Here is a 25,833-nt window from a genome sequence, read left to right as displayed (position 1 = left end):
CTCCGCCTTTGCGAACCTTGACATTCGGGGCGATCACATTCATTTGAAACCGGTTGGTTAGCACCTTGCTCATCGAAGGCAAGGCCATGCCTTCCGTAAAACTGCCAAACTTGTTGTTCAAACCTCCTATGTTTTTCGACAGCTCAGTCAGACGTCGGTCCGTTTCTTTCATTTGCCGGTCGGTTGCTTGTTGTGCTTCCCGTAGTGCTTTATGATCTTGTGCCAGACTGGCCACCAGATCCTTGAGTTCCTGATCAGTCATACGTCCCTTTTTCAGAATAGTTTATTCAAACCGTGGTTTTGGGACATTTTGACAAGAAACATGATTTTGGGCAAGCCAGTTTTACAAACAAGAAACTACTGGCATAGCAGGGGTGCGGGGAAAATTAGAAACAACACAGTTTCATTTTTCCCCAAGGTGGATGGAGTTGATCACATTGTTTGAAACATAAGACGTTGTTGTTTCTGAGCTATCGGGTTCGTGACATGATCTCGCCAAGCACATTGCGTTTGAGCAATGAGATGGTCGTCAGTACTCCGCCAAACAAGGCACCGGTCACACCATCGGTGACAATATCCTGTCCTGTGAGATACAGATTCCTGATAGGGGTCTGGGGTCTCAACCACGATTGCCGGAAACGCTCCGGGGTGTGGTCGAGTCCATAAAGTTCGCCACGTTCATAATTGGAAAAATGTTTGGTGGAAAGCGGCGTGGACAATTCATAGCAGTCTATGTTTCCCTGCACCTGTGGGACATGCTTGTACAACACGGAAAGCAACCGCTGCGACAATGCTTCCTTGTAATCCAGATAGTCTTCTCCACGTTTGTACCATTGGGTGTTTTCCCATTTTTCAAACCATTCATAAGGCGTGAAACTGACAATTTCAATGGTGGAACGTCCGGGATAACGTTTGTTCCAGTCAGGATCTTTGGTGGATGGAAAAGAAATATAAACAACCGGGAAATCCGCTGTAGGATCCTTCAGGTATTTCCTGATGTTTTCATCATGATCATAGTCCGGGAAAATCCAGAGATTGGGTTTTGTCAGTCCGAGTTCAGCATCTGTTTGTTTGAGCCCGATATACAAACAGATGTGTCCCGCGGAATGACGAACGTGTTGCCTGATTTTCTTACGGATTGGTTCCAACCGCGAATTATCAGCAGGCAGTAATTTGTTGAAGGTGTTCATGATGCCTGTGCTGCTGATGATCGCTTCAGCCCTGAGTATTTGGTTATCTTCCATCTGAACTCCAACAGCTTTGCCTTTGTGAATCACAATTTCCTTGACACCCGCACGTATCAGCACCTGACCGCCAGCTTTTTCAATGGTTGGGATAATAGACTCCGCAATGCTGGCAGAACCACCCACAGGATAGTTTCCTCCATCAAAATAATGTTTGGAGATCATGGCCTGAATCGCAAAACTCGCTTCAGCGGGTGGCAATCCATAATCGCCCCACTGGGTACACAACACGCCCATCAATTCAGGACTGCTGCCCAAACCGGAAATGACTTCCTTTGCGGTCTGATTGGCCAGGTTGAGAAATTTTTTTGCCATCAATGGTGAGGCCAGTTGTCCCAGCAAAGGCGGCATGGCTTTTGTCGCAAAAAAATTGCGGGTGGTTTGATTGAGTTCAAATACTTTGTCAATGTAGCCCTGGATCGCCTTTGTTTCCTTGGGGAAATAACCATTCATGGTTTCTTTGAATTGAGGAAGACCTGCAACAAAATCATAGGTTTTATCCTGAAAAATGGCACGATCATACACATCACCCATGGGTTCCCATTGCAGTCGTTTTTCAGAAATATCATCAAAGATCCGTCTGAGAATCGATTGAGGCCGATGCACTTCGCCAATATAGTGCACCCCCACATCCCATTCATAATCTTTTCGTGTGAAGGTATGAGTATAACCTCCCGCGGTATAATGTTTTTCTAGGACGAGAACTTTTTTACCTGCTTTGGCAAGCAGTGCGGCCGCACATAAACCACTGATTCCTGATCCGATGATGATCACATCATAATGACTGTCGAGTTTTGCTTTTTTAAAGGCGGTTGCTCCCATGAAACCTCATATAGTTAAGGTGAATCAACACAGATAGCCCTTGTGAAAATAGTTTCAGTCAGAGCCACCCTTTGATCAAATACACTCAGGAATTTTATATTTTCAGAGAAAAATTCTTACTGGAATGACAGGGCTTGATTCTGCTCCAGTTTTTCCAGCATGGCTCCCATTTTTTGATGAATCAGATTAACGGCTTTCAACGGTCTGATCATGACTTTGAAATCTACAATTTTGCCGTCATTGTCCCACGAAATCATATCAACGCCATTCACGAAAACACCATCGAGTTCAACCGTGAATTCAAGAACTGCGGTTGACTCGGCAATCACCTCTCGTACATAGTGAAAACTGTCATTGAGAAATGTGTGAAAAGCTGCTGTCAGATAGCGCGACACAATTTTTCTGCCTTCAAGCGGTGTATGCACAATGGGTGAGTGCAACACAATATCCTCAGACAATATTGAGTTTAACTGACTGATATTTCGTTCCTTAATCATTTGGTGCCAAATTGTGATCATATAGTTTCTCCTTCGATGTGGATGAGTCCTTCTTTGAGAATCAGCATGGCTTCCTCCAGTCGCTCCTTTCCTGATTTTTTGCTGGAAAAATATCCGAACAGTTCCAGACTGACCATGCCATGCAACGTTCCCCACAAAACCTGGGCAATTTCCAGAACGTCACCGGGTTTGAGGATGTTGGCATCACGACAACGCTGGACGGCCTTGACAAGGACATTAAAGCTCTGCTGACTTTTCTCCAGACTTTCTGGAGGTGGCGTAAAATCTGGGACACTTTGGCTGAACATTATTTGATAATAAGTAGGATTTTTCACGGCACTGTTGCGGTATGCACGCCCCAGATCCATAACATACTCCAACGGATTTTCATGTACAGGAACCGTTTCGAGATCCTGACGCAGACGAGCGAATCCTTCGAGATAAAGCTCATTGAAAATATCCTGTTTGTTTTGAAAGTATGTGTACAAAACTATGGTCGAGGCGCCCACCTGTTTTGACAACTTTCGCATTGACAGGGCCTGGGGGCCTTCCTCCGTCAATAGCAGGCTTGCCTGATCCAGAATTCGCTGTCTGAGTTGCGCTTTGTTGTCTAGTTTTTCCTGTTTGAGTTCCATCCTCACCTCCCAATTTTTATCACGGCGTTATCTTAGTATAACAGTGTTATTCTCTTGTCCAGTTTTTTATCATCCATTTCTCAAAATTCAATTCAACCGGGGCAGAACCCCGGACTCACAATGAAACCGGGGTTCTCAGGAGATTTGTGTGATTAGTTGGGGATGGCGGGAAAACAGGGAAATGTGTGTGCGGTTAGATCCAGACACACAAGCTTTTCAGGTGAAACACATATCTGATTTGGCGGCCATGATGAAATCACTTTCTGTCAAGCCCTCAATTTTATGAGTCCAATAGACCAGTTTGACACGTCCCCATGCCAGATGAATGTCGGGATGATGCCCTTCTGACTCTGCAAGCGCACCAATCTTGTTGGTAAAATCAAGAGCGGATTTGAAATCTGGAAAACGGTATTCTTTTTCCAGGTGGTGTTCTTCGACCAGTTGCCATTGGCTATCGAGTTGGCCCAGGAGTTGCTGTAGTTCTGTTCCTTGCAGTGGAAGGACTCCTCCCTGACAGGGAACACATTGTTTCTGGCTCAATCCACCCATGGTGATCTCCTGTGTCTTTATTCAATCATTAACTGTTAATGCCTGGAATTTTGATTCCGGCAAGATTTCCCAATTGTTGTCCCAATGAATCCTGTGCCAGTTTTTGACTTTGGCGGACGCCTTCATTGATTGCGGACATGATCAGATCCTGCAGGGTTGTGATATCATTAGGATCTACCACCTCAGGATCAATGGTGATGGCTTTGACTTCCTGTTTCCCATTGAAAGTCATGCGGACCATGTCGCCACCAACAGAAACATTGACGGTTTTATGTGCCAGCTCTTCCTGTTGGGATTGCATGGTTTGTGACAATTCCTGTGCTTTTTTTAACAGTTCGCCCATGTCAAACATAATGATCTCCTGAACAACAAATTTTGAAGGAAAGTGAGGTTTCCAGAAACACACGAAAACCTTGGTATACAACGGGTTATTTGCGGGATCCCGGTTTTTCATCCAGTCGAGTGATTTCACTGATACGCAGGCCGTAACGGTTATTGACCACCACCACCTCCCCCCTTGCGATCAAGCGCTCACCAATCAGGACTTCCATCGGTTCACCAATAATTTTGGGAAACGCTACCACAGAATCTGTTTTCCATGCAAGGATGTCTCTGAGTTTTAGTTGGGTTCTAGCCACTTCCACCTGAATTCGCTGAGGAAGATCTTCCACAAATTTCAAGGTATGGAACGGTGAATCATCTTTGTTTTCAGGCATCAGAAATTTTTTCAGGGCCTTTTGGGTATCCTGAAACAGAGGTGATTTCCCGGATTTTGTAGATTCAGGCATAGTTGCTATTCAGAGTGCGGGTTAGAATTATGGGGTCTGGTAGGCATAGATCATAGCAATAAAAAACACCACATAAAATCCCACAAAACGAAATGTCAACCACCACCAATCACTCAGTTTGTAGGCCGCGAGTGTGATGAAGCCTGAAAGAATCAGCAAACCCATGCCAAGATTTCGTGACAGAAAATACAGCACGGATTTCATTTGGGGATTATCCAGTGTTCCCTGATATTCAGGAGGCATGTATTGTCCCATGTCCTTCATGAGTTCCAACAACACAGAATAATCAAAAGCATAAAACGCAATCAGCAAAATGACACCAAACACACCTCCCGCGATAGCTGGCTGTAATTTAAAAATGACTTCATTCTGTTTTGAATAGGAAATCCAGCCCATCAGCAGAAACAGTCCCAATGAAACCAGCACAAAAATAAACACTGGCCCCAAACCGTTGGTGATACCGTGATAAATCAAAGCCAACGAGGCAAAACAAAGGCTGGCAAGAATACCTTCCTTGAGTCCTTTCCATCGTTTTCCAATCACAAAAACAACAAATGGCAGAATATCCAGGATAAGATCAAGCATGGAACCTCAGGAAAAGAACATTATCGGTGTGGTTGTCATCTTTGTTCGCCATTCTATCTCAGTTTTCTTGCAATATAGCACCCGTAACTAACGTGAGCTTTGTTTCTTTCGTAAAGATCAATTTCGTGTCGTTCGGCGGCCACAATCTCACATGCTTCTTTACTGTTGCCATTTTGACTCAGGAAATCATCGAATCTGGCTTGCATTGGGCGATAGTACTCTTCCAGCCAGCAGTGTTCCTGCAAAACAAAGTATCCGATGGGTGAGTAACCGTGCTTCTCCAGAACCCTGATTTTGGCGGAGGCCAAATTGATCTCGGAATATTCGTTGTCCCAATGAGTCTGAATTTCCGCAGGCCGGGAATCCGAAATCCATGTAATCTCTGAAACAACGAGGAGACCGTCTGTCTTCAGGTAACGCCGCCAGTCCTGTACGCCCTTCTCAAAGCCAATATTATAAATGGCGCCCTCCGACCAAATGACGTCCAATTCTTCATCGGCGAATGGCAAGTCATCCATGGCGCGTGTAAGTGTGGATATCCGGTCTGCAACTCCTGCGATTTCGGCTTTTTTGTTTAGAACATCCAGAAAGTCCTGAAGAAAATCCACCGCGGTGATATGAGACTTTTTCAAAAATTTTGCAAGCAGAAGAGTGGACGCACCTGTACCACAACCAATATCCGCAATCTTCAGCGGAGCATCACGGTTGATCATTGAGAGGTTGAGAGCCTGTTCTGTTTCTGCATCACCGCCTGGACCTTGCCGATGACCTTGTTTATGTAGGTCGATCAGAAGCGTGTAGTCATCCATTGAATCTCTCTTTCTTTGTTGGGCGAACACATATCGGTCACCGGTTGCTGAAACGGAGCAACGCGCATTGTAAGCAATCCGTCTCGAACGACTTGTTCGATTTTTTAATGTAATTTAATAGTGATATCTGCATGAAATCACAGTAATATAAATTTCATCCACTGCATATACTAATCGGTTGGTATCATCAATTCGACGAGACCAAAATCCCGATAAATTTTCCCTCAATGCTTCAGGCTTTCCAATCCCATCAAACGGTTGTCTTTTAATATCTTCAACCAATTTATTGATCCGTTTTAATGTTTTCTTATCCTGAGATTGCCAATAGAGATATCCTTCCCATGCTTCATCAGTCCAGGCTAATTTTCTACTCATGGATCAATTCTCTTTCTTGAATGATTCCATTTTTATATTGTTCAATTGATTTGGCTAAATGGGCCGCATTGGCTGGTGAGCGAAGAAGATGTACCGTCTCCATATAACTATTGAATGTGTCCAGGGACATCACTACAGCGTTTTCAGAATCTCGACGAGTAATTACCGTATAATCCGCATCAGCTACTACCTGATCCAGAATCGATTTTAAATTGTTTCTTGCCTCACTAAAATTGACAACTCTCATAATATCCTCCTTATTGTAAGGTTTATTGTACATGTATAATCATTGTTTGGTAATATGTCCAACATTTTGTACATAAACAACAAAGGTTATCATGAATACAGGGAGATATATTTTGAATCGAACGGTGAGTTCAGGTTTTTGTGGGGAACGCCGAACTTTGAAAAAAACGGCTATCAACGTAAGCCGATACACTTTGTAAATTCAATGAATTAGAGAACCCATGCAAGGGTCAGGCAGGACGGACAATTTTGTCTACAATTTTACGACCATCTGTATCGGGTTAAGTTGGTAGCCGTGGATTTCAATCCATGCTTGAACCAGTTTTAGTTTGGACGAGGGCAAACTGCCACTGAGAACAGAACCATAATTCAAATGGATGATGTTCCTGTTGAGGCTATGGCATGGATTAATTTCCGACAGTCAAGGATCAGGCTGATACCACCATCGCCCATGATGGTGCATCCCATCAGCCAGGGCACATGCTGAAATACACGGGGAAGCGCCTTAACCGTGAATTGCTGTTGTCCCAGAACCTCATCCAGAAACAGCGCAATCTGTTCCCGGTCTGATTCAAGGATGATCATGGTTCCCGCATGGAGTCGGGAATGCCGGGGTTCTGTTCCATCCAGCAAATGCAGGCGTACCACCTTCACTGGCGTACCTCTGAGATTGAGAATTTCTCCTTTATTCAAAAGTTCACTGCAATCCACTTCTCCGGGTTGAATGATTTCACGGATAGAATCAATCGGAATGATGTAGCGGGAATCGCCAACCCTGGTGATCATGCCGTCAATCAACGCCAGTGTCAGTGGAATCCGCAAGGTGAAGGTGGTTCCTTTTTCAGGCATGGAGTCAATCAAAATGCTGCCCTTCAACTGATCAATATTTTTCTGAACCACATCCATGCCGACCCCCCTGCCGGAAATATCAGTCACATTGTCCACTGTGGAAAATCCGGGGCGCATGATCAATGCCCAGATTTGCGGGTCAGAATAAATTCCTTGTTCTTCAATTAAATTTTGTTGAAGTGCTTTTTTTCTGATTTTTTCACGATCCAGACCACGGCCATCGTCCTGAACAATGAACCACACTTCACTTCCCACATGCCGGGCTTCCAGTGAAATAGTACCCTTGGATGATTTCTGAGCGGCCAGTCTCGATTGAGCGGATTCGATGCCATGGTCCAGCGAATTCCGGATGATGTGGAGCAGGGGATCCGCAATCAGATCCAGCACGGTTTTGTCCATTTCCACAGCTTCGCCAAGGGTGACCAGTTCGGCCTGTTTTCCCAGCTTTTGAGAGGTTTCCAGCACAAGTCTCTGCAATTTATTGAACAACGGCGCAATCGGTAGCATTCGCATCGAAAGTGCGGAGTCTTGAAGCTGGCGGATATAATTGCGATGTTGCTGACACAAACTTTCAAATTGACCATCGCCATGGTTATGGATCGTTGGATGCTGAAACACCATAGACTCTGAAATGACCAGTTCCCCTACCAGATCAACCAGTTTTTCCACTTTTTTCAGATTGACCCGGAGGACATTCTGTTCCTGTTTAGCGGAACCTGCGGATTGTTTCTGTTGCTTGCGGAGATCTTCCTGGCACTGAAGCGCATGTTCCAATTCTGCCTGACTGACAGCACCCATTTCCATCAGCAATTCGCCAATGTTGGAACGCTGACGTTTGAGCGCGATTTCTACTTCTTCAGGATCCACATAGCCCAAATGTGCCAGAATGGTTCCCAAGGGCAGATCCCCTTCCATATTGGTGCTGACAACCCCGGTGTTGTGCATGGCGGCATTCAGTTTTTGGGTCATCGCTTCAAACGCATGGACATCCAACGTCTTTTTTGTTTCAAGATCTTCCAGAGCCTCCCAGAAGACATCCATGCTTTTCAGCAGAAGCGGGATATTTTTCTGAATTGGCACTTTATGTTCCTGCATTTTTTTTAACAGGCTTTCCGCCTGATGTGCCAGTTGGGACATCGGTTCAATCTTGAGCATCGCTGAATTGCCCTTGAGGGTATGCAACAGACGAAAAGCCGCATAGATCAGGTCTGACGGATTTTCGCCCTCATGGAGTCTTGAAATTTCCAGCAGAGTTTGTTCAGCGATTTCCAGAGTGCCATGGGCCTCGGACAGAAACTCTTTGAACATGACGGGGTCCAGTTTGATGGTTTCATCCAAGGATTCTGTAGGCGAGGTCGTCATTTCTGCGACAAGCAGGGTGCTGCTAAAAAACTGGTTCAGCGGGATGAGCGATTCCTGAAGTTCAAAGTCGAGATCGTTGTCATTCAGATTGATCTGTATCGCATCGAGAGCTTTGTAAAACACCTCACACACATTGAGCAGGGCATCAATCGGTATGCGGTCGACAAGGGTGAGGTCACGGGCCATGTGCTTGAACACCGATTCCATGGTTTGAGACACCTTCTGGAGGGCCGGCAGATTGAGAAAACCGGAGGAGCCTTTGATGCTGTGAAATCCGTGCCAGATTTCTTCCAGACTGCCATGAATCCGCTGTTCGTTCCGCAGAATTGGCAGGTCCATCAGGGCAGATTCAATCTGAGCCATGAGCGCACGGCTTTCTTCCAAAAAATTCACTAAAAGCGCTTGATGTTCATCCATACTGATACGGCCTTGTCTGGTTTGAAATTGTACTGTACATGTTTCTTGAAACCGTATATATGCGTCAGCAGATGCAAAGACAATACTTTCCATGCGATGATCAAGGTAAGGTTTCATGCAGAGTTCATGGTTTCAACAGATCCAGTCCGGTGACATTTCAGCAATAGCGCAATCCCTCAAACAGGGACAGGATGTGAATGCGATTGATCACAGAGGGATGACGGCCTTGATGATTGCCGCCAATGACGGGAAATATCCGGTTGCTGAAAAACTCATCCATGCCGGAGCCAAGATTGATTTTCAGGGTTATCTGGGGTGGAATGCCCTGATGCTGGCCGTGTTTCACGGACATATGGATATCGTCAGACTCCTGCTTTCCAAAAACGCAAATCTGAATCTCCAGCGACTGGATGGCCGAACCGCCCTGATCTTGGCGGTCTGTCAGGGACATCAGGGATTTGTGGAACTTCTGCTTCGGCAGGGAGCCTCGACAGAGATTGCCGATAAACGCTTTTCCCGAACCGCATGGGAATGGGCGCTTCATGAAAAAAAGCTGGAAATCGCCTCTTTGTTTCAGCCAACACAGGCCCCCACATCCGGGGAGGCTTCAGTGCAGGAACAGCCGCAGGCCGAACCGGTGAAACAAAAAATCCTGCTGGTGGAAGACAGTCCGTTTCAGGCGCGCATGCTGATCCGTATGCTGGAACATTCACGCTATGAAGTGCTGTTGGCGGAACGTTTGCAGGATGCGCTGCAATTGCTGACAGACACACATTTCATCATGATTCTGCTGGACCTGCATCTGCCGGACAGTTCGGGAATTGATACGTTTTATCACATCAAAAAACAGGCACGGCTGATTCCTGTGGTCGTACTGACAGGTACCGATGATGAAATCCTCGGGGAGCGTTTGATTCAGCAGGGGGCACAGCATTATCTGGTTAAAAAAAATACGGATGAATCCCTGTTGCTCCGAACCATTCATTATGCCATCGCCCGCCAGACACTGCAGAATGAACTGGAACAGCATCGACGGGAACTCGAAAACAAGGTGGAAGAACGCACCGCCGAATTACAAAAAGTGCTGGCACAACTTCAACAACAACATGTCGCGTTGGAACAATCCAACAAAAAAACCATGGACAGCATCCGGTATGCCACACGGATCCAGCGTTCGATTCTGCCCGATATTGAGAGAATTCGAGCCAGTTTGCCGGACTGTTTTGTGATCTGGATGCCAAGGGATATTGTGGGTGGTGATTTTTTTGTGACGCATTTCATGGGGGATCAATTTTTGATCGCGGTCGTGGATTGTACCGGGCATGGTGTACCGGGCGCGTTTATCACCATGATGGCGTCCACGGCCTTGCGCAGGATTATTCTCTATGAAAATTGCGAGTCACCGGGTGAGATTCTGAGAAAACTGAATGTGACCATCAAGAAAGCACTGCATCAGGATCACCATGAATCCATGTCGGATGATGGTCTGGATATTGGTATTTGCTGGGTCAAACCTGATCAAAAATGTCTGGTTTATGCCGGGGCCAACCTGCCCCTGTTTTATACGGATGGGGCTGGAATCCGGTCCATTCCGGGCGATCGGGAAAGTGTGGGCTATAAACGATCCGATTTATCCTTTAACTTTACCGACAATACGCTGTCGTTGACCTCCGGGATGAAATGCTATATGGCAACCGACGGGTTGATGGACCAACTGGGGGGAAACAAGGGATTTCCCTGGGGGAAAAAAAGATTCATGGAGTCACTCCGGAATGGCCTGTCTCTTCCTGTGGACGAACAAAAGGAACAGGTGCTGGCAAATTTTCACACGTATAAAAATACTTATGATCAGATTGATGATATCACTCTTGTGGGATTCGATCCCGCGTCTTTTGTGCGCAGGCATGACGGAGGTTTTGCATGATTGAGAATATGTATCAGCTTCAGGATCAACTGAATCAGGAGGGGATCTTTTTTTGTTTCAGTGGACCCATCACACAGAAAGCCATTGTGGAACTGGGCGATCTCATCAAACATAGACTGGAATATGCTGAAACCAATGCGTCCACCATCATCAAAATATTTTCCATGGTGATTGAGCAGACACAGAACATCGTGCATTATTCCGCTGAAAAACTCACCCCGTCCCCGGATAATCTGGAAGACGCGCTGAAGGTGGGCATGCTGACAGTCGGTCATAAAGGGGATGAATATTTTGTCACCTGCGGCAACAAGATTCGTCTGGATGATGTGGAGCGTTTGACTGTCAAACTGGAAATCATCAGGAAGATGAACAAGGATGAATTGAAGCAGTATTACAAGGAACAGCGACGGTTGGAACCAGATTCTGAAAGCAAGGGCGCAGGACTGGGTTTTATTGAAATGGCACGGAAAGCGACCAAGCCGATTGAATATCATTTTGAAGTTCTTGATCGGAATTATGCCTATTTTACTTTAAAAACGGTCATTTAAGGAGTGTTGCTATGGATCGTTTGTTCATCGAAAAAACCCGTTTCACACCACACATTGATTTTGCCCTGGAACACCCGCTGGTGATGCAGGGGGAATCCTATCCGGAAAATACCGCTGAATTCTATGCACCTGTCATGGCCTGGCTCAAACAGGCTCTGGCGGCAGAGGGAAACCTCATTCTCAACATGGAAATCATTTATTTCAACAGCAGTTCCTCCAAGGTGTTTCTGGATTTGTTTGATACGCTGGAAGATGCCGCCAAAGACGGAAAAAATATCACTGTGAACTGGATTTATGACGCTGAAAATGACAGTGCTCTGGAATATGGTGAGGAATTCAAGGAAGACCTGGAACGTTTAACCTTCAATCTGGTCTGCAAATGAGTGAGGATTCCCTGTTTTCACGGGAGGAGCGTGCCATCAGCAAGGCAGAAGCCATTCTGGACAGCCTGAATTGTTCGCCGGAACAGATCAATGCCGCTTTTTGTGAACTGCTTACCGATTACAAAAAATTGTATAAGCAGATGAGCCGACTGTTGAAGATCAATGATAAAAATCAGTTGGTGCTCAAAGACCTGACCGATGAATTACGCCGGACATCCAATATACTGGAAAAACAGAATCACGAATTGCAGGCAGATCTTAAAATTGCCGCAGAAATCCAGAAACAGATTTTTGAACTCGACCAGCAGCCTTCTTTTTTGCAGATTGAAAGCCTCTATTTCCCTCATTCCCATGTTTCGGGAGATATTTACCACATGGTGAACAATCTTACAGATCGGGTGGATATTTTTCTGGGTGATGCCACCGGCCATGGGGTTGGCGCGGCGCTGAGTACCATCATGGCCTACATGGTTCTCATCCAGCATGAGGACGAGCCTTCCTTGGTCCGGGTGATGGAACAAATGAATCATATTTTTGTGAATCATCTTCCTGAAGACCGATTTTTGTCCGGGGTATTTCTTCGTATTTTTAATGATGGTCGATTGCGAATTTCCAATTGCGGGCATCCGGATGTACTGATCATTCCGGCCTCAGGGGCGGCGCCCCTCATGCTGAACCCGTCCGGCCCTTTATTGGGGATTATTCCAGGCAATCTCATCAAATTCAAAGAAAAAGAATATTGTTTGAGCCTGGGCGATCTGGTCTTTTTATATACAGATGGCCTGACAGAAGCGTTCAACAACACCTATGAACAGCTTGGCCTTACAAAGGTGGTGGCCTTACTGAGGGAATATCGGCAATTGCCTCTGAAAGAAATATTATCAAAATTGGTGACTCTGCAGATTGGTTTTACCATGAATCGGCCCCGGGATGATGACATGACCATGATTGCCGTGCGCTATACGGGACAATGACATGGCCATATGTCAAAAAACGGTCCTTGATTTACCACCTGGTTTGGGATTTGTCCCGTAGAGGCAGACCTGTGTGTCTGCCCGGGAGCAGGGCCAATGTCTCCAACTTAAGACGTTCTTCGCCGGGGAATCCCCCTTTTCAAAGGGGGCATGGGGGATTTAACACTCAGAATTACATCCCCCCACCCCCCTTGAACCAAGGGGGAATTGAAACACAGCACTATTCAGAATGCTTGAGTTGCTGACATTGGGAGCAAGGCGAACACACAGATTTACCCCTACAATTTGTGGCCAAAAATAGGATCACTCCCACAAGTTCCTGCAAAATCTTGACTTGTCCGATGGTCAGGGCATATTTCCACGGCAGTAGTCTGCTGATATGAATATACTTCTTTCCAGGAACATTTATGACAAAAGGACAAAAAGCGTTCACAGGGGTGGGACTCGTAATATTGTTGGGCGCAGGTTCAACCCTGGTTTATTTTATAATGAACTATCAAACCATTAAGCAGGAACAGTCTTATCGTGTTGTCAATTACCTGAATTCCCGCTGACCCGATGCGGCCATTATTTCTACACAATTTTTAAGAAAGGTCTTCATGGAACTGAACATTCGCACCTTGCCTGATTCTCAAAGAAAAACACCTCCCGCGGATATTTCGAAAGTAGCGTTTGGTACCGTGATGACAGATCACATGTTCATGATGGAGTGGGACAAAGGGAAAGACTGGCATTCCGCGAGAATTGAACCGTATCACAAACTCGAACTTGATCCGTCTGCCATGATTTTCCACTATGGCCCCGAAGCGTTTGAGGGGTTGAAAGCTTACAAATCTGCCAATGGACAGCATGTACTGTTTCGTCCGAAGGTCAATTTTGAACGGATGAACCGTACAGCGCAACGCATGTGTCTGCCTGAAATTGATATTGAATTTGTCCTGTCCTCCCTGAAAAAACTGCTTCAGGTTGAATCACGCTGGATCCCTGAATCGCCGGGAACCTCCCTGTACATTCGCCCAACCCTGATTGGCGTAGAAGAAGCTCTTGGCTTGAAAGTGCCAAACCGGTTTTTATTTTTCATCATCATGTGTCCCGTCGGGCCATATTATCCTGAAGGCTTCAATCCTGTCAAAATCGTGGTTTCAGAAACTTATACACGGGCGGCTCCAGGTGGGACCGGTGAAGCTAAAACCGCAGGGAATTACGCGGCAAGCATTCTGGCTGAAAAAGAAGCCAAAGCCCGGGGATATACCCAGGTTTTGTGGTTGGACGCAGTGGAACGGAAATATGTGGAAGAAGTCGGTTCCATGAACATCTTCTTTGTGATAGGCAACGATCTTGTCACACCAAAATTGACTGGAACCATTCTTCCTGGAATCACCCGCCAGTCTGTGTTGGAAATGGGACGTCACTGGGGGCTGAATGTCGTTGAAAAACGAATCAGCATCGAAGAGGTTGTCCAGGCCTATCACAGTGGGCAATTGAAAGAAATTTTCGGTTCCGGAACCGCTGCGGTTATTTCTCCAGTCGGACTGTTGCACTACAAGGATCAGGATCTGGTCATCAATGGAGGAAAAACCGGGCCTGTTGCCCAGCGTTTTTTTAACGAAATCACGGGTATCCAGTATGGGCAGAAGCCTGATCCATTTTCCTGGATGGTCCCGGTTGCCTGATCATGTTCTGCCTGCCTCATTTTTTGACCGGGATGCCCAGAAAGTAGCGCAAGACCTTCTGGGCAAAGTCCTGCGTCACCATTATCAGGGCCTGTGGTTATCCTGCCGTATCATCGAAACAGAAGCCTATTATCTGCATGAAAAAGGCAGTCATGCCTCGTTGGGTTTTACTGAAAAGCGGAAAGCCCTGTTCATGCCTCCCGGAACCATTTATATGTATTTTTCCCGTGGCGGAGATTCCCTCAATTTCAGTTGCCGGGGAGACGGCAACGCTGTTTTGATCAAATCGGCTTTTGCCGACCCTTTGGTGATCTCTTCTGCTGAACTGCGAATGATGCGGGAACTGAATCCGGTGAAAGGATCCGGTCGAAAACGTCCACTACGAAAATTGTGTTCCGGGCAAACCCTGCTTTGCCGTTCTCTCGCACTGAAAGTTCGCCAATGGGATCAACACCAGATGCATCCGGATCGCTTTTATCTGGCGGATACTGGCTATGTTCCAACCCGAGTAATTCAGACAACCCGTATGGGAATCCCCCAAGGACGGGATGAACACCTTCCCTACCGTTTTATTGACGAGCGCTATGCCGCTTATTGCACCAAAAACCCCCTTCGAATGCAAGCCCCTCCGACTTATACATTTTTAACTCACAAATAATAAATTTCGGCCAGATTGCTGGTATTCAGGCTTGCAATCGTCAAGATGTGTGTGCTATAGCGTTCGTGTTTTATTGCAAACAGTTCAATCATTGTGAGGGTGTATGAGTGTGATTTACATTCTGTTACCCATTTCACTCGTGTTCGGAGCCGGTGCATTAGTGTTTTTTATATGGGCATTAAGAACCGGACAATTTGATGATCTCCAGACTCCGGCACATCGTATTCTGTTCGATGAGGACAGAACTAACCTGATGCAAAAATAACCTGAAAAGAGGCACATATGGCTAATATGGAAACCTTTCGTTATAACGACAGCATCGTTCGTAAATTTTTGCTGGCCAGCATCCTTTGGGGTGCCGTTGGACTGCTTGTAGGCGTGATTATCGCTGCGCAACTGGCAATTCGAGAACTAAATCTTACTTCCTGGCTCACTTTCGGTCGCTTACGACCCTTGCATACCAATGCTGTGATTTTCGCGTTTGTTGGCAACGCGATGTTCGCTGGAGTTTATCATTCAACCCAGCGTTTGTGTAAAGCACGGATGTTCAATGACATCCTGAGCAATATCCATTTCTGGGGCTGGCAATTGATCATTGTTTCCGCGGCCTTGACCCTGCCTTTTGGTATCACCACCGGCAAGGAATATGCGGAACTGGAATGGCCGATTGACATTTCAATTGCTTTAATCTGGGTGGTGTTTGCCATCAACTTTTTCGGAACGTTGATCAAACGTCGCGAACGACACATGTATGTAGCCTTGTGGTTCTATATCGCGACCATCCTGACAGTAGCGATGCTACACATTGTCAACTCTCTGGAAATGCCTGTCAGTTTTCTGAAAAGCTATTCTTTGTATGCTGGCGTTCAGGATGCTCTGGTACAATGGTGGTATGGACACAATGCTGTGGCCTTTTTTCTCACCACACCCATTCTGGGTTTGATGTATTATTACATGCCTAAAGCGGCTGACCGACCTGTCTATTCCTACCGGTTGTCTATTGTTCACTTCTGGTCTCTGGTGTTTCTATATATCTGGGCGGGTCCTCATCACCTCTTGAGTACAGCGCTTCCTGAATGGGCGCAAAGTCTGGGGATGGCGTTCAGTCTGATGCTGATTGCTCCTTCCTGGGGAGGGATGCTCAATGGTCTGCTGACGTTAAGAGGAGCCTGGGATAAACTGAGAACCGATCCTATCCTGAAATTCATGGTGGTTGCCGTCACTTTTTATGGAATGTCCACTTTTGAAGGCCCCATGATGTCGATTAAAGTGGTCAATGCTTTATCTCATTATACGGACTGGACTATCGGACATGTGCATAGCGGTGCTCTGGGATGGAACGGCTTTATGAATTTCGCGCTGGTATATTATCTGCTTCCCAAACTGTGGGGACGTAAACTTTATAGTGTCCAATTGGCGAACATCCACTTCTGGCTCGCTACCATCGGAATCATTATTTACATCATCTCCATGTGGGTGGCCGGAATTACCCAGGGGTTGATGTGGCGTGAATTTGACGCGGACGGTTATCTGGTTTATGGAAATTTTGTCGAAACGGTGATCAAGATTGTGCCGATGTATTATGTGCGGCTGATCGGTGGTCTGCTCTATTTTGGCGGAATGCTGATCATGGTCTATAACGTTGTGAAAACCATCGCAGGCGTGAAAGTCCCTGACGATGAACTTGCACAGGCTCCAGCTCGTGAAACAAAACCATTGACAGGCCTGAGTCTGCAACGTGTTCTGGAAGAACGCCCTCTTCAATTCGGAGTGCTGGTGCTTGTGGCCGCGGCAATTGGTGGTTTGGTCGAAATCGTTCCAACCTTTATTGTTAAAAGCAACATTCCCACCATTGCGTCAGTGAAACCTTATACGGCACTGGAACTGGAAGGTCGGGACATTTATATCCGGGAAGGTTGTTACAACTGCCATTCTCAAATGGTTCGTCCATTCCGGGCTGAAACCGAACGCTATGGTGAATATTCCAAGGCGGGTGAGTTTGTTTATGACCATCCATTTCAGTGGGGTTCCAAACGGACCGGACCGGATCTGCATCGCGTCGGTGGAAAATATCCTGATATCTGGCATTATCGTCACATGCAGGATCCGCTCAATACTTCGGCAGGATCTCTCATGCCCAAATATGACTGGTTGCTGTCCAACAAACTCGATACCTCAGACACTCAGGGCAAGTTGAAAGCCATGAAGGTTATTGGTGTTCCCTACTCATCAGATGAAATCAACAATGCTGTCAAGGATCTGAAAGCGCAGGCTTCAGAAATTGCGGCAAATCTTGAACAGCAGGGTATCAAAGGCTCCGCGGATAAGGAAATTATCGCATTGATCGCCTATCTCCAGCGCGTGGGAACAGACATCAAAAAAGGCATGAGCATGAGCAGCAATTCAACTCATAGCCAAAATTGATTTATGATTCGTGATGTAATGGCGGAAGTCGGATTTTCTTTCTGGGGAATCACTTCCCTACTAATTTTTTTCATTCTGTTTGTGGGAATCCTGGGCTGGGTTTTTCGTAAAAACTCAAGCAGGCAATATGAGGATATTTCCAGAATTCCACTGGAAAAATCGGATTCAGATATTGCCAGTGATTCCCGTGATTCTTGATTGAAACCTATTCATACAGGAGTGTCTCATGGCATCTCAAAAAGACCAATTGCTAGATCACGATTATGATGGGATCAAAGAGTTTGATAACCCGCTACCAGCATGGTGGCTGTGGCTGTTTTATGGTACCATTATTTTCGGGATTGTTTATGTTCCGTATTATCACTTGTTCGGAGGAAAATCTGTCCTTCAGGAATACAACGAAGAAGTTGCCCTTGTGGAACAGCAACGTGCCGAAACCGCTAAAGCAGCGGCACCAACTGTGACACCATCTTCAGCAGATCAATCTGCACCCGTTGCCGCTGTCGCAACATCTGGTGGGGATCTTGATGACGGAAAACAGATTTACATGGCCAACTGTCTGCCCTGTCATGGTGCGTCGGGTGAAGGTGGCATCGGACCAAATCTGACAGATAAATTCTGGTTACACGGCAACACCACCGCAAATCTTGTGGAAGTGGTGACCAATGGTGTGCCCAGCATGGGGATGATCTCATGGAAAGCCATTCTGAATCCGAAAAAAATTAGCAATGTGGTGGCTTATATTCAGGCCCTTCAGGGGACAAACCCACCCAATGCAAAAGCACCTCAGGGGGTTGAATATCCCTGAAAATCGTTTTTAAAAAGTCCTTCATTAATTTTGAAGGACTTTTTATTGTGGAATAATATTCAATTATTGATATATACTCATGTTTCTTGATCTGTGATTTCAGAGAGCAGATCGCTCACTTTTCTCCTGGAGAGGCCCCATGAGTGACGCACATATTCCAAAGACACTAAGCACTGTCGATCAGACAGGACATCGGATCTGGGTTTATCCCAAGGCTATCAAAGGCCGTTTTACGCTAAGCCGTCAATGGGTGAGTTATGCGCTCATGGTGTTTTATTTCGGGGTTCCATGGCTAAAAATCAATGGTCTCCCGGCCTTTCAACTGGATGTTACGGATCGTCGATTTATCATTTTAGGGCAGATTTTTTTTCCACAGGATGTCAAATATCTGGTGTTCGTTCTGGTCGCGGCCGCAATCGCCATGTTCTTTTTTACAGCGCTGGCAGGAAGATTATGGTGTGGTTGGGCCTGTCCGCAGACCGTGTTTCTTGAATTTGTTTTTCGCAAAATCGAGATCCTCATTGAGGGAGACCGCAATCAGCGATTGGCCTTGGATAACGCACCATGGGGACTGAAAAAAATTGGTAAAAAAAGCTTCAAACATATCTTGTTTCTAATATTTGCCAGTCTGACCGCCAATACATTTCTGGCCTATTTTGTCGGGATTGATAATATTCTTAAATGGATCACACAACCGCCGTCAGAACATTGGGGTGCGTTTTTGTTCATGATGTTCAATCTCGTGATTTTTTATTTTGATTTTGCCTGGTTCAGAGAACAGTTCTGCACACTTCTCTGTCCTTATGCCAGATTCCAGTCTGCCTTAGCCGATGAAAACACATTTCAGGTGAGCTATGATGAGCAGCGTGGGGAACCACGGGGAAAAGTCGGGAAAGCCAATGGTGATTGTGTGAACTGTAACCTGTGTGTCCAGGTTTGTCCCACAGGAATTGACATCCGTGATGGACTTCAACTTGAATGTATCGGCTGTGCCCGTTGTATTGATGCCTGTGATTCCATCATGGACAAGGTCAAACGCCCCAGAGGTTTGATTCGTTATGACTCAGAAGCCCGCATGGAAGGCAAGACCAACAAAATTATCAGACCCAGAATTATGATCTATGCCGGCATTCTGCTGGTGATGATTGCAGGTTTAATATGGTCTGTTTCCCATCGCCCGCTGGTGGAATTTACAGTGATCAGAAACCCCGGAGAGCCTTACAGCGTTTTGGCCGGTAATACCGTAAGCAATCACCTGACCTTGCGTCTGATCAATAAAGATCGACAGGATCATCAGATCATGGTCAGACTGGAGGAACCAGAAGAAGCCCAATTGATTGTGCCAATTCAACCGTACCCTCTTTTCCAAAACTCAACACAACGACTGGATATTTTTGTGAATGTACCTCAACGGTTGTTGGAGAATGGAAAATTGCCCATCACGTTGTATCTGGATTCTGATGGTCAACAAGTCGGGAAAATGGACATCCGACTTCTGGGACCACAATAGGAATGCACAGAACCTCAAAATATCTTCTGCCAGAAGATCGTAGAGACGTGCTATAGCGCGTCTCTACAGTTGTGGAAAAACAGTGTGTTGTTATGCCTAAATTCAAACATGAAGGGATTTATGAACATGAAAGAATCAGAACCAGAAACCAGTCGATTCAATATCTGGCCCCTAGGAATCGTCCTGTTTTTTCTAATGGTGTTTGCGGTCAATGCCCTGTTTATATGGAAGGCCAGTCAACAGCCATCGGATCTTGTTTCCAGTGATTATTACGAGCAGTCTCAGGCTTATGAACAAGTGATTGACGCACAACGGATGACCGCAAAATCAGGCTGGAGTGCCAAGGTGACTCCAATTCATGAGGCCGATCAAACCCGTATGCTGGTTGACGTTCAGGATGCTAACGGTGAGAAACTGTCGGGATTAAAGGGGCATTTACAGGCCTATCGTCCCTCGGATTCCTCTCTGGATGAAACCGTGACGCTCCATGAAATCGAAGCCGGACGCTATGAAGCCTTATTGAAACGACTGCTGCGTGGTTCATGGAAAATCACCATCACTTTTGAAAATCAGGAGGGGAATCCTGTTTTCATACAGACCCATCCTTTCCGTATTTGATGGATACCTCCATTTTCATTGATATATCCTTTCCAATTATTCTGGGACTGACCAGCAGTCTCCACTGTGCGGGAATGTGCGGTGGAATTGTGTGTTCCTATACGCTACCATTTCAGCAATCCTCTGCTCCCGGTTTATGGAAATACCACACCCTGTATGTTGCTGGACGTGTACTGATCTATTCCTGGATCGGAGCACTGATGGGAGCATTAGGTGGCAGTGTGAGCTGGTTGATTGAGCCGCAGACTTCCTTGAAAGCCGCAGGCGCATGGCTTGGTGGGGGCATCATGATCCTCGGTGGCGCGGTCGTGTTGGTGGGTAAACGCTGGCCTGACTTTATCAGTTCATGGATTTCGCAAAGTATGTCCTGGTTGGTACCATCGCTCAAAAGCTGGGGACAGAAAATGGGGCCCTGGAAAGTTTTTCCGCTGGGCATGGTTTCAGGAATTCTCCCCTGTGGAATGATGTGGGCTGTAGAAATGCGTGCTTTTGCTACGAATTCGTTGTGGCAGGGCATGCTGACCATGCTGGTGTTTTGTATTGCCACCACTCCCAGCCTGTTGCTCACTGCCGTGATTCTTTCCCGTGTTTCTCCAAAACTGCGCTACCATTCTGTTCATTTTTCCGGTATTCTGGTGTTGCTGATGGGCATCTATGTGATTGTCCAATACACAGGTCTTTTTCGTCCTGTATGATGTTTTAGACACTCCCATCCCTAAACGGAAGGAATTCTTGCGTCACAGAACACAACCCGAGGGAAAAGCTTGGTTATCGCCATATCCCAACCGGGAAAACTGGCTATAGTCATCGTTTCGCCAGTGAGTGGTGCAAGCCGTGCAGAACGATACCGACAGGTAGCCCCGGGTTACGTCATGGTGAGGGCGACAAACCGTGGAATTTCATCGGGACGTAACCCGATGCTACCGTTTTCTAAACGGTATTTACCCTCGATGATTCCTGCATTTTCATTATCGGCAACCATTTGACATTGGCGAAACAATGACTATGGCCGTCTTAATCCTGAAATCCCGGATCAAGTCAGGAATGTCTGATTATTCTTTTAAAGATTCAAAATTGACTTTATGAGTATATTCAGTTATTTCAATATTTTCTAATCGTATGATGTCAGAGGTTGGTTTTATAATAAACAAGGGGCAGCATGGCTCAGTCAGAAGAAATGGATTTAACAGAACGAGACATTCATGAAGAATTAGCACATTTATTTGATGACCAAAGCGGTAACATCCAAAAAGCGGCCCGTGGCTTGAAAGTTATTGCTCATCCCGCTCGTCTGAAAATTTTGTGTGTTTTAAGTAAAGGTGAGTATTCTGTCCAGGCACTTGAAAAATATACAGGCCTTGCACAGGCAACACTTTCTCAGCACTTATCGGTTTTGAAGGATCGAGACGTCGTCAATTCACGGAGGGATGGCAATTTTTCACTCTATTCCGTTGGCAATCCTCAATTTATTGAACTGTTTCACCTGATCAAAGGGATGTATTGTCAGCCATAGTTTTTTAAACAACGAGGTGCTAAAATGGGGCCGTGACAGAATGACGCTCCATAACATTTTGAGTATCTATGACTCTTGCGAGCATGCGCTTCAAACCTGATCGCCTTCCATGTCCGCTTCAAACATTTCGGTTTCCCTGAGCAACAGATCTTCCTGATATTTCCAGAAAAATAACCCTGCCGACAGACACAACCCGAAGCCTACCAGACCACTCAGGCGAATTCCCAGATCATCTCCGGGATCTTTGCCCAGCGAAGTGAGTCCCGCAAAAATCAGCACGCCGAACGTCTGTCCAAACTTTTGCATCAGGGTTCGTGCGGCAAAATACATTCCTTCCTGACGAATACCTGTTTTCAGGGCGTCATGTTCCGCGATATCCGCCAGCACCGCATTGGGCAAAACTCCCAGAAAAGCCAGTGGTACAGAATAGAGAATGACCACCAGATACGCCTGGAGCAGATTCGGAATCGGCAGTTTTCCGAAAAAAAAGATAAAAAAGAAGGTTCCGCTCATGAATAAAAAGGAACCGGTGATCAGAATTTTTTTTCCGGTTTTCTGTGCCAGAATATTCACCACTGGATAAAACAAAAATGAAATCACCACCATCAGCGGCAGGAGAATTCCCATCAATGATTCATTCAAACCCAACAAGACGGTGATGTAATACAACAAGCCTGTCATGACAATCGTCAGGCCCATGAAATATGAAAAATCAGCCACCACGTAATAAATAAAATGTTTATTTCTGAAGGTTTGTTTCAAGGCCTGAAAAACAGGGATATTCGCGGGAGCCCCCAGGCAGTATTCACGTTCATCGATCATCAGTGGAGGAACCAGCATCAACAGGGCAGCCAGCATGGTGATCAATCCGATGGCCCACTGGATCGCCGTGACAGGATTGGTGATGCCCCATGCTTTCATGACACTTGCCAACACCGGGATCTGAGCCGCCAACATGATTCCGAGAGCATAGGTGATGGAAATCCATGTGGACAGGTTCAGTCGCTGACGCGCGGAATGCCCCAGTTCGGGCAACAGTGCGAAATAGGGGGTCACGTAAACGGTGAGAAAGAGATAAAATAAAATCTGTGTAAGAAACAGCCATGCGATATTCCAGCCACTTTCCTCCTGAATGACAGGAATGAACATGAGCAAACAACACAATGCCGCAGGAATCGCTCCGACTTTCAAAAAGGGCATCCGCCGTCCGTTGGGGCCCTTCCAGTTATCGCTCAGACTGGCGATCAATGGATCCGTGATCGCGTCAAACAGTCGTCCGCTGGCGGCCAACAGGGTCAAGGCATTCAATACGGCCAGAAAAACCACTTGTGGAATAAAGGTTTTCAGGCCGGACCCGGAAGGTGGAATGTAAAAATAAACCAGTTGCAGATTAACCACATTGATGAGGATTGACCACCCCAGTTGACCAATGGCATAGGCGATCTGTTTTGAGAACGGTAATTTTTTTGCCATAGTCATGAGACCTCTGAAGATTTAGGTGGGACTAATTCACCTGAAGGATGAAAACATACCCGAAGCAGGTTCTCGCCATTCATTTTTCTTGATTTGAAATAATGGTCATTCACAGTCAGTCCTTTGAAATGCTTTGGAATCCTGAGCAGGATCTCTTTATAACGTGGACATTTCTGACTGACAACCAGTTCGGTGTTGTCCATATTCCAGACAACCCGCTCCACATCCATTCCCGGAAAAATATGACTGGTGCTGCCTGCGACATCAAACGGAGCAGAGGACAGGCGATGCAGACACTTTGTTTCAAAAGGCTCAAGTTTGATGCGTTTGAAGACAATTTCCTCATCACAATAAAACGCCCCGGGCCTCAGTGAAACCCCACGGGATTTCGGAGTGAAATTGGAAAAAACCCAGTATTCCCGATCGTCTGAACGGAAGCGGATGTAATACACGCCATCCTTGTCTTCGACCTTTAAATCATCCCTGTTCCGCAGTGGAAACTGGGACTGATACAAGTCCAGGGTTTCTTTGGAATATTCTCCGATATGGTCTGACGTGAACAATAAACCGCCAAATACCAGATTCATGATAAACAGGGTTTTGCGCTGGTCAACGGTTAAGGACAGATTATTATCTCTCAATAAAAAAACATCCGGATCATTGACAAAGGCCCGATGATTCAATTGACGCCGGAAAATAGTGCTGGTCAAGGCACTGCGGGTGGAAACACGTTCCCGATAATGCACCACATTGTTCAGCAGAGCATCTTCCCACTTGAGGGCAATATCACAACTGATCCGGCAAAAATCGACCAGACCAAACGCTGAACCGAGTGGCACACCACAGCCCAGAATGATTTTGTCGCCAATAATTTCCCGCAGAAATTTCATGGCTTCATACATGATCTGCCCTCTTGATTTCCCCAAACGTGGCTGAAGTGCCACCGCATAGAGAAAATCCAGTTTCACCATATCAAAATTCCATTCAGTGAATACTTTGGCAAACACATCTATCAGATATTGTCTGAACTCAGGATGATACACATCCAGCGCATAAAAATCTCCGCTCCATAAATGACAAAACCCGGCAGTCAGCGGATGGCCTTTTTCATTTTTGAGAAGCCATTCCGGTTTGTCATGGAACAAGCGGGAATTTTTTTCACAGACAAAGGGTGCCAGCCATAATCCGGCCTTGTAGCCGTTTGCATGGATCTGCCCGGTGAGGGGTGTGAGACCCTCTGGAAATTTGGAATTGGTCTGAAGCCAGTCACCAACTGCTTCCTGATAGCCATCATCAATCTGAAACAGATCGAGCGGAATCTGCCGACTGGCAAACGCGTTGAGGTTATCGAGAAGGATTTCTGGAGTGATTTTAGTGTAATAATTATACCAACTGGTCCAGCCTGTGCTTTGAGTCACATGAGGTGCGGGAAGTGACAGATGCTGAAACCAGGTGTCAAACAAATCCTGTTCCCTGCCATCACAAATCAAAAATTCCAGGATCGTTGTCTGTACGGAACAGTCCAGCCCTTCACAGTCTTTTCGCAACGAAATTTTCTGTTCGGGAACCGCATATTCAATAATGCTGTAGCCATTGGTTTCATTGAGAGAACCAATCAATTTCAAAGAGCGTCCCCGCGACAGGGTGGACCAGGTAAAACTATGGAAATAGCCCGGTTTTCCAGACGTTTCATAAAAATGATAATCACCATAATTTTTGAATTCAAACACCCTGTTCACCGGTGAAGTCCATCGATTCAGCGGTAGAATGGTTTCGGCCATGCCATATTCGCGGCTTTCGGTCCATGTCTGAAATCCATTCAAAAATACACGATCCCCTTTTTCAAAGGCATATTTCATAGCCAGTTCCACAGAATGTAAGCGAAGTTCCTGTTGTGGAACCAGCGTGAGCGCAATTTTTTGTCCCTGCGGAAAAGAAGACGATACCAGATTCATTTCAAACAGGGGATTCACCATCACGGATGGATCCTGGAAACTGTACTGGAGACGTTCTCCCTTGTAATCAAAAGAGATATTGATGGATTGAATCTTCATGACAAGGCCCTGAACTATGTTAGTGTGAACGAATATCCAAAAAAAAGATTTCTTTCTTCTAATTAATTTGCAAAAAAAGAAAGAAACAGAAATGT

At 46.0% G+C, this 25,833-nt stretch carries 29 protein-coding genes; 15 read left to right on the top strand and 14 right to left on the bottom strand.

Annotated elements, in window-relative coordinates:
* From HQM11_18255 to HQM11_18200, 12 genes are all read right to left on the bottom strand, one after another.
* Positions 1-262 (bottom strand): DUF3782 domain-containing protein (locus HQM11_18255; protein MBF0352982.1); only part of this gene is annotated, 262 nt, incomplete at its 3' end.
* Positions 263-470: 208 nt separating this feature from the next.
* On the bottom strand, positions 471-2,066 hold the full coding sequence (locus tag HQM11_18250) for an NAD(P)/FAD-dependent oxidoreductase (GenBank protein MBF0352981.1): 1,596 nt from the start codon (positions 2,064-2,066) through the stop codon (positions 471-473).
* Between the two features lie 116 nt (positions 2,067-2,182).
* Positions 2,183-2,584, bottom strand: a complete 402-nt coding sequence (locus HQM11_18245; GenBank protein ID MBF0352980.1) for a nuclear transport factor 2 family protein — start codon at positions 2,582-2,584, stop codon at positions 2,183-2,185.
* Positions 2,581-3,198: a TetR/AcrR family transcriptional regulator gene (locus HQM11_18240; protein MBF0352979.1), complete on the bottom strand. Its 618-nt coding sequence runs from the start codon at positions 3,196-3,198 to the stop codon at positions 2,581-2,583. Before HQM11_18240 ends, HQM11_18245 begins: the two co-directional genes overlap by 4 nt.
* Positions 3,199-3,414: 216 nt before the next feature.
* The gene (locus HQM11_18235; protein MBF0352978.1) at positions 3,415-3,747 is read right to left on the bottom strand and encodes a 4a-hydroxytetrahydrobiopterin dehydratase; all 333 of its coding nucleotides are present in this window, start codon (positions 3,745-3,747) and stop codon (positions 3,415-3,417) included.
* Positions 3,748-3,775: 28 nt separating this feature from the next.
* Positions 3,776-4,099: a YbaB/EbfC family nucleoid-associated protein gene (locus tag HQM11_18230; protein MBF0352977.1), complete on the bottom strand. Its 324-nt coding sequence runs from the start codon at positions 4,097-4,099 to the stop codon at positions 3,776-3,778.
* A gap of 76 nt (positions 4,100-4,175) precedes the next feature.
* The gene (locus HQM11_18225; GenBank protein ID MBF0352976.1) at positions 4,176-4,463 is read right to left on the bottom strand and encodes a FliM/FliN family flagellar motor switch protein; all 288 of its coding nucleotides are present in this window, start codon (positions 4,461-4,463) and stop codon (positions 4,176-4,178) included.
* A 99-nt stretch (positions 4,464-4,562) separates the two neighbouring features.
* Positions 4,563-5,120: a hypothetical protein gene (locus HQM11_18220; GenBank protein MBF0352975.1), complete on the bottom strand. Its 558-nt coding sequence runs from the start codon at positions 5,118-5,120 to the stop codon at positions 4,563-4,565.
* A 53-nt stretch (positions 5,121-5,173) separates the two neighbouring features.
* Positions 5,174-5,929, bottom strand: coding sequence for a class I SAM-dependent methyltransferase (locus tag HQM11_18215; protein ID MBF0352974.1), 756 nt, complete (start codon positions 5,927-5,929; stop codon positions 5,174-5,176).
* Between the two features lie 114 nt (positions 5,930-6,043).
* Entirely contained in the window at positions 6,044-6,304 is a 261-nt protein-coding gene (locus tag HQM11_18210; protein MBF0352973.1) for a Txe/YoeB family addiction module toxin, read from the bottom strand.
* A complete protein-coding gene (locus tag HQM11_18205; GenBank protein ID MBF0352972.1) occupies positions 6,297-6,551 on the bottom strand; it encodes a type II toxin-antitoxin system prevent-host-death family antitoxin in 255 nt (84 codons plus the stop codon). The genes HQM11_18210 and HQM11_18205 overlap by 8 nt, the downstream gene beginning before the upstream one ends.
* A 368-nt stretch (positions 6,552-6,919) precedes the next feature.
* Positions 6,920-9,295 (bottom strand): chemotaxis protein CheA, encoded by a 2,376-nt coding sequence (locus HQM11_18200; GenBank protein ID MBF0352971.1) that lies wholly within the window; start codon positions 9,293-9,295, stop codon positions 6,920-6,922.
* Here HQM11_18200 and HQM11_18195 point away from each other — a divergent pair.
* The 15 genes from HQM11_18195 (at position 9,294) to HQM11_18125 (ending at position 22,211) form a co-directional block, all read left to right on the top strand.
* Positions 9,294-11,102 (top strand): ankyrin repeat domain-containing protein, encoded by a 1,809-nt coding sequence (locus HQM11_18195; GenBank protein MBF0352970.1) that lies wholly within the window; start codon positions 9,294-9,296, stop codon positions 11,100-11,102. The two genes, HQM11_18200 and HQM11_18195, sit on opposite strands and share 2 nt — an antisense overlap.
* Positions 11,099-11,650, top strand: coding sequence for a hypothetical protein (locus HQM11_18190; protein ID MBF0352969.1), 552 nt, complete (start codon positions 11,099-11,101; stop codon positions 11,648-11,650). The genes HQM11_18195 and HQM11_18190 overlap by 4 nt, the downstream gene beginning before the upstream one ends.
* An 11-nt stretch (positions 11,651-11,661) precedes the next feature.
* Positions 11,662-12,033 carry a DUF1987 domain-containing protein gene (locus HQM11_18185; GenBank protein ID MBF0352968.1) on the top strand — a complete coding sequence of 124 codons (372 nt, stop codon included), beginning with the start codon at positions 11,662-11,664 and terminating at the stop codon, positions 12,031-12,033.
* Complete coding sequence (locus tag HQM11_18180; GenBank protein MBF0352967.1) at positions 12,030-13,007, top strand: serine/threonine-protein phosphatase; 978 nt, start codon at positions 12,030-12,032, stop codon at positions 13,005-13,007. Before HQM11_18185 ends, HQM11_18180 begins: the two co-directional genes overlap by 4 nt.
* Positions 13,008-13,414: 407 nt before the next feature.
* Positions 13,415-13,561: a hypothetical protein gene (locus HQM11_18175; protein ID MBF0352966.1), complete on the top strand. Its 147-nt coding sequence runs from the start codon at positions 13,415-13,417 to the stop codon at positions 13,559-13,561.
* Between the two features lie 45 nt (positions 13,562-13,606).
* Positions 13,607-14,680, top strand: coding sequence for a branched-chain amino acid aminotransferase (locus tag HQM11_18170; protein ID MBF0352965.1), 1,074 nt, complete (start codon positions 13,607-13,609; stop codon positions 14,678-14,680).
* Positions 14,634-15,338, top strand: coding sequence for a DNA-3-methyladenine glycosylase (locus tag HQM11_18165; GenBank protein MBF0352964.1), 705 nt, complete (start codon positions 14,634-14,636; stop codon positions 15,336-15,338). The genes HQM11_18170 and HQM11_18165 overlap by 47 nt, the downstream gene beginning before the upstream one ends.
* Positions 15,339-15,441: 103 nt before the next feature.
* On the top strand, positions 15,442-15,603 hold the full coding sequence (gene ccoS, locus HQM11_18160; GenBank protein MBF0352963.1) for a cbb3-type cytochrome oxidase assembly protein CcoS: 162 nt from the start codon (positions 15,442-15,444) through the stop codon (positions 15,601-15,603).
* Positions 15,604-15,620: 17 nt separating this feature from the next.
* Positions 15,621-17,762, top strand: a complete 2,142-nt coding sequence (gene ccoN, locus HQM11_18155; protein ID MBF0352962.1) for a cytochrome-c oxidase, cbb3-type subunit I — start codon at positions 15,621-15,623, stop codon at positions 17,760-17,762.
* A gap of 3 nt (positions 17,763-17,765) precedes the next feature.
* Positions 17,766-17,960, top strand: a complete 195-nt coding sequence (locus HQM11_18150; GenBank protein ID MBF0352961.1) for a cbb3-type cytochrome c oxidase subunit 3 — start codon at positions 17,766-17,768, stop codon at positions 17,958-17,960.
* Positions 17,961-17,988: 28 nt separating this feature from the next.
* Entirely contained in the window at positions 17,989-18,570 is a 582-nt protein-coding gene (locus tag HQM11_18145; protein MBF0352960.1) for a c-type cytochrome, read from the top strand.
* 139 nt (positions 18,571-18,709) lie between these two features.
* On the top strand, positions 18,710-20,080 hold the full coding sequence (ccoG, locus tag HQM11_18140) for a cytochrome c oxidase accessory protein CcoG (GenBank protein ID MBF0352959.1): 1,371 nt from the start codon (positions 18,710-18,712) through the stop codon (positions 20,078-20,080).
* Positions 20,081-20,200: 120 nt separating this feature from the next.
* Positions 20,201-20,698, top strand: a complete 498-nt coding sequence (locus HQM11_18135; GenBank protein MBF0352958.1) for a FixH family protein — start codon at positions 20,201-20,203, stop codon at positions 20,696-20,698.
* Complete coding sequence (locus HQM11_18130; protein ID MBF0352957.1) at positions 20,698-21,393, top strand: sulfite exporter TauE/SafE family protein; 696 nt, start codon at positions 20,698-20,700, stop codon at positions 21,391-21,393. Before HQM11_18135 ends, HQM11_18130 begins: the two co-directional genes overlap by 1 nt.
* Positions 21,394-21,875: 482 nt before the next feature.
* Complete coding sequence (locus tag HQM11_18125) at positions 21,876-22,211, top strand: winged helix-turn-helix transcriptional regulator (protein ID MBF0352956.1); 336 nt, start codon at positions 21,876-21,878, stop codon at positions 22,209-22,211.
* A 90-nt stretch (positions 22,212-22,301) separates the two neighbouring features.
* Here HQM11_18125 and HQM11_18120 read toward each other — a convergent pair whose 3' ends face one another.
* Entirely contained in the window at positions 22,302-23,690 is a 1,389-nt protein-coding gene (locus HQM11_18120; protein ID MBF0352955.1) for an MFS transporter, read from the bottom strand.
* Entirely contained in the window at positions 23,687-25,738 is a 2,052-nt protein-coding gene (locus tag HQM11_18115) for an alpha-galactosidase (protein ID MBF0352954.1), read from the bottom strand. Before HQM11_18115 ends, HQM11_18120 begins: the two co-directional genes overlap by 4 nt.
* Positions 25,739-25,833: the final 95 nt, after the last annotated feature.

It is taken from the genome of SAR324 cluster bacterium, from assembly GCA_015232315.1.
GTDB lineage: Bacteria > SAR324 > SAR324 > SAR324 > NAC60-12 > JADFZZ01.
Note: the sequence above shows the minus strand (reverse complement) of the source record. Positions and strands in the feature narration are given on the sequence as shown.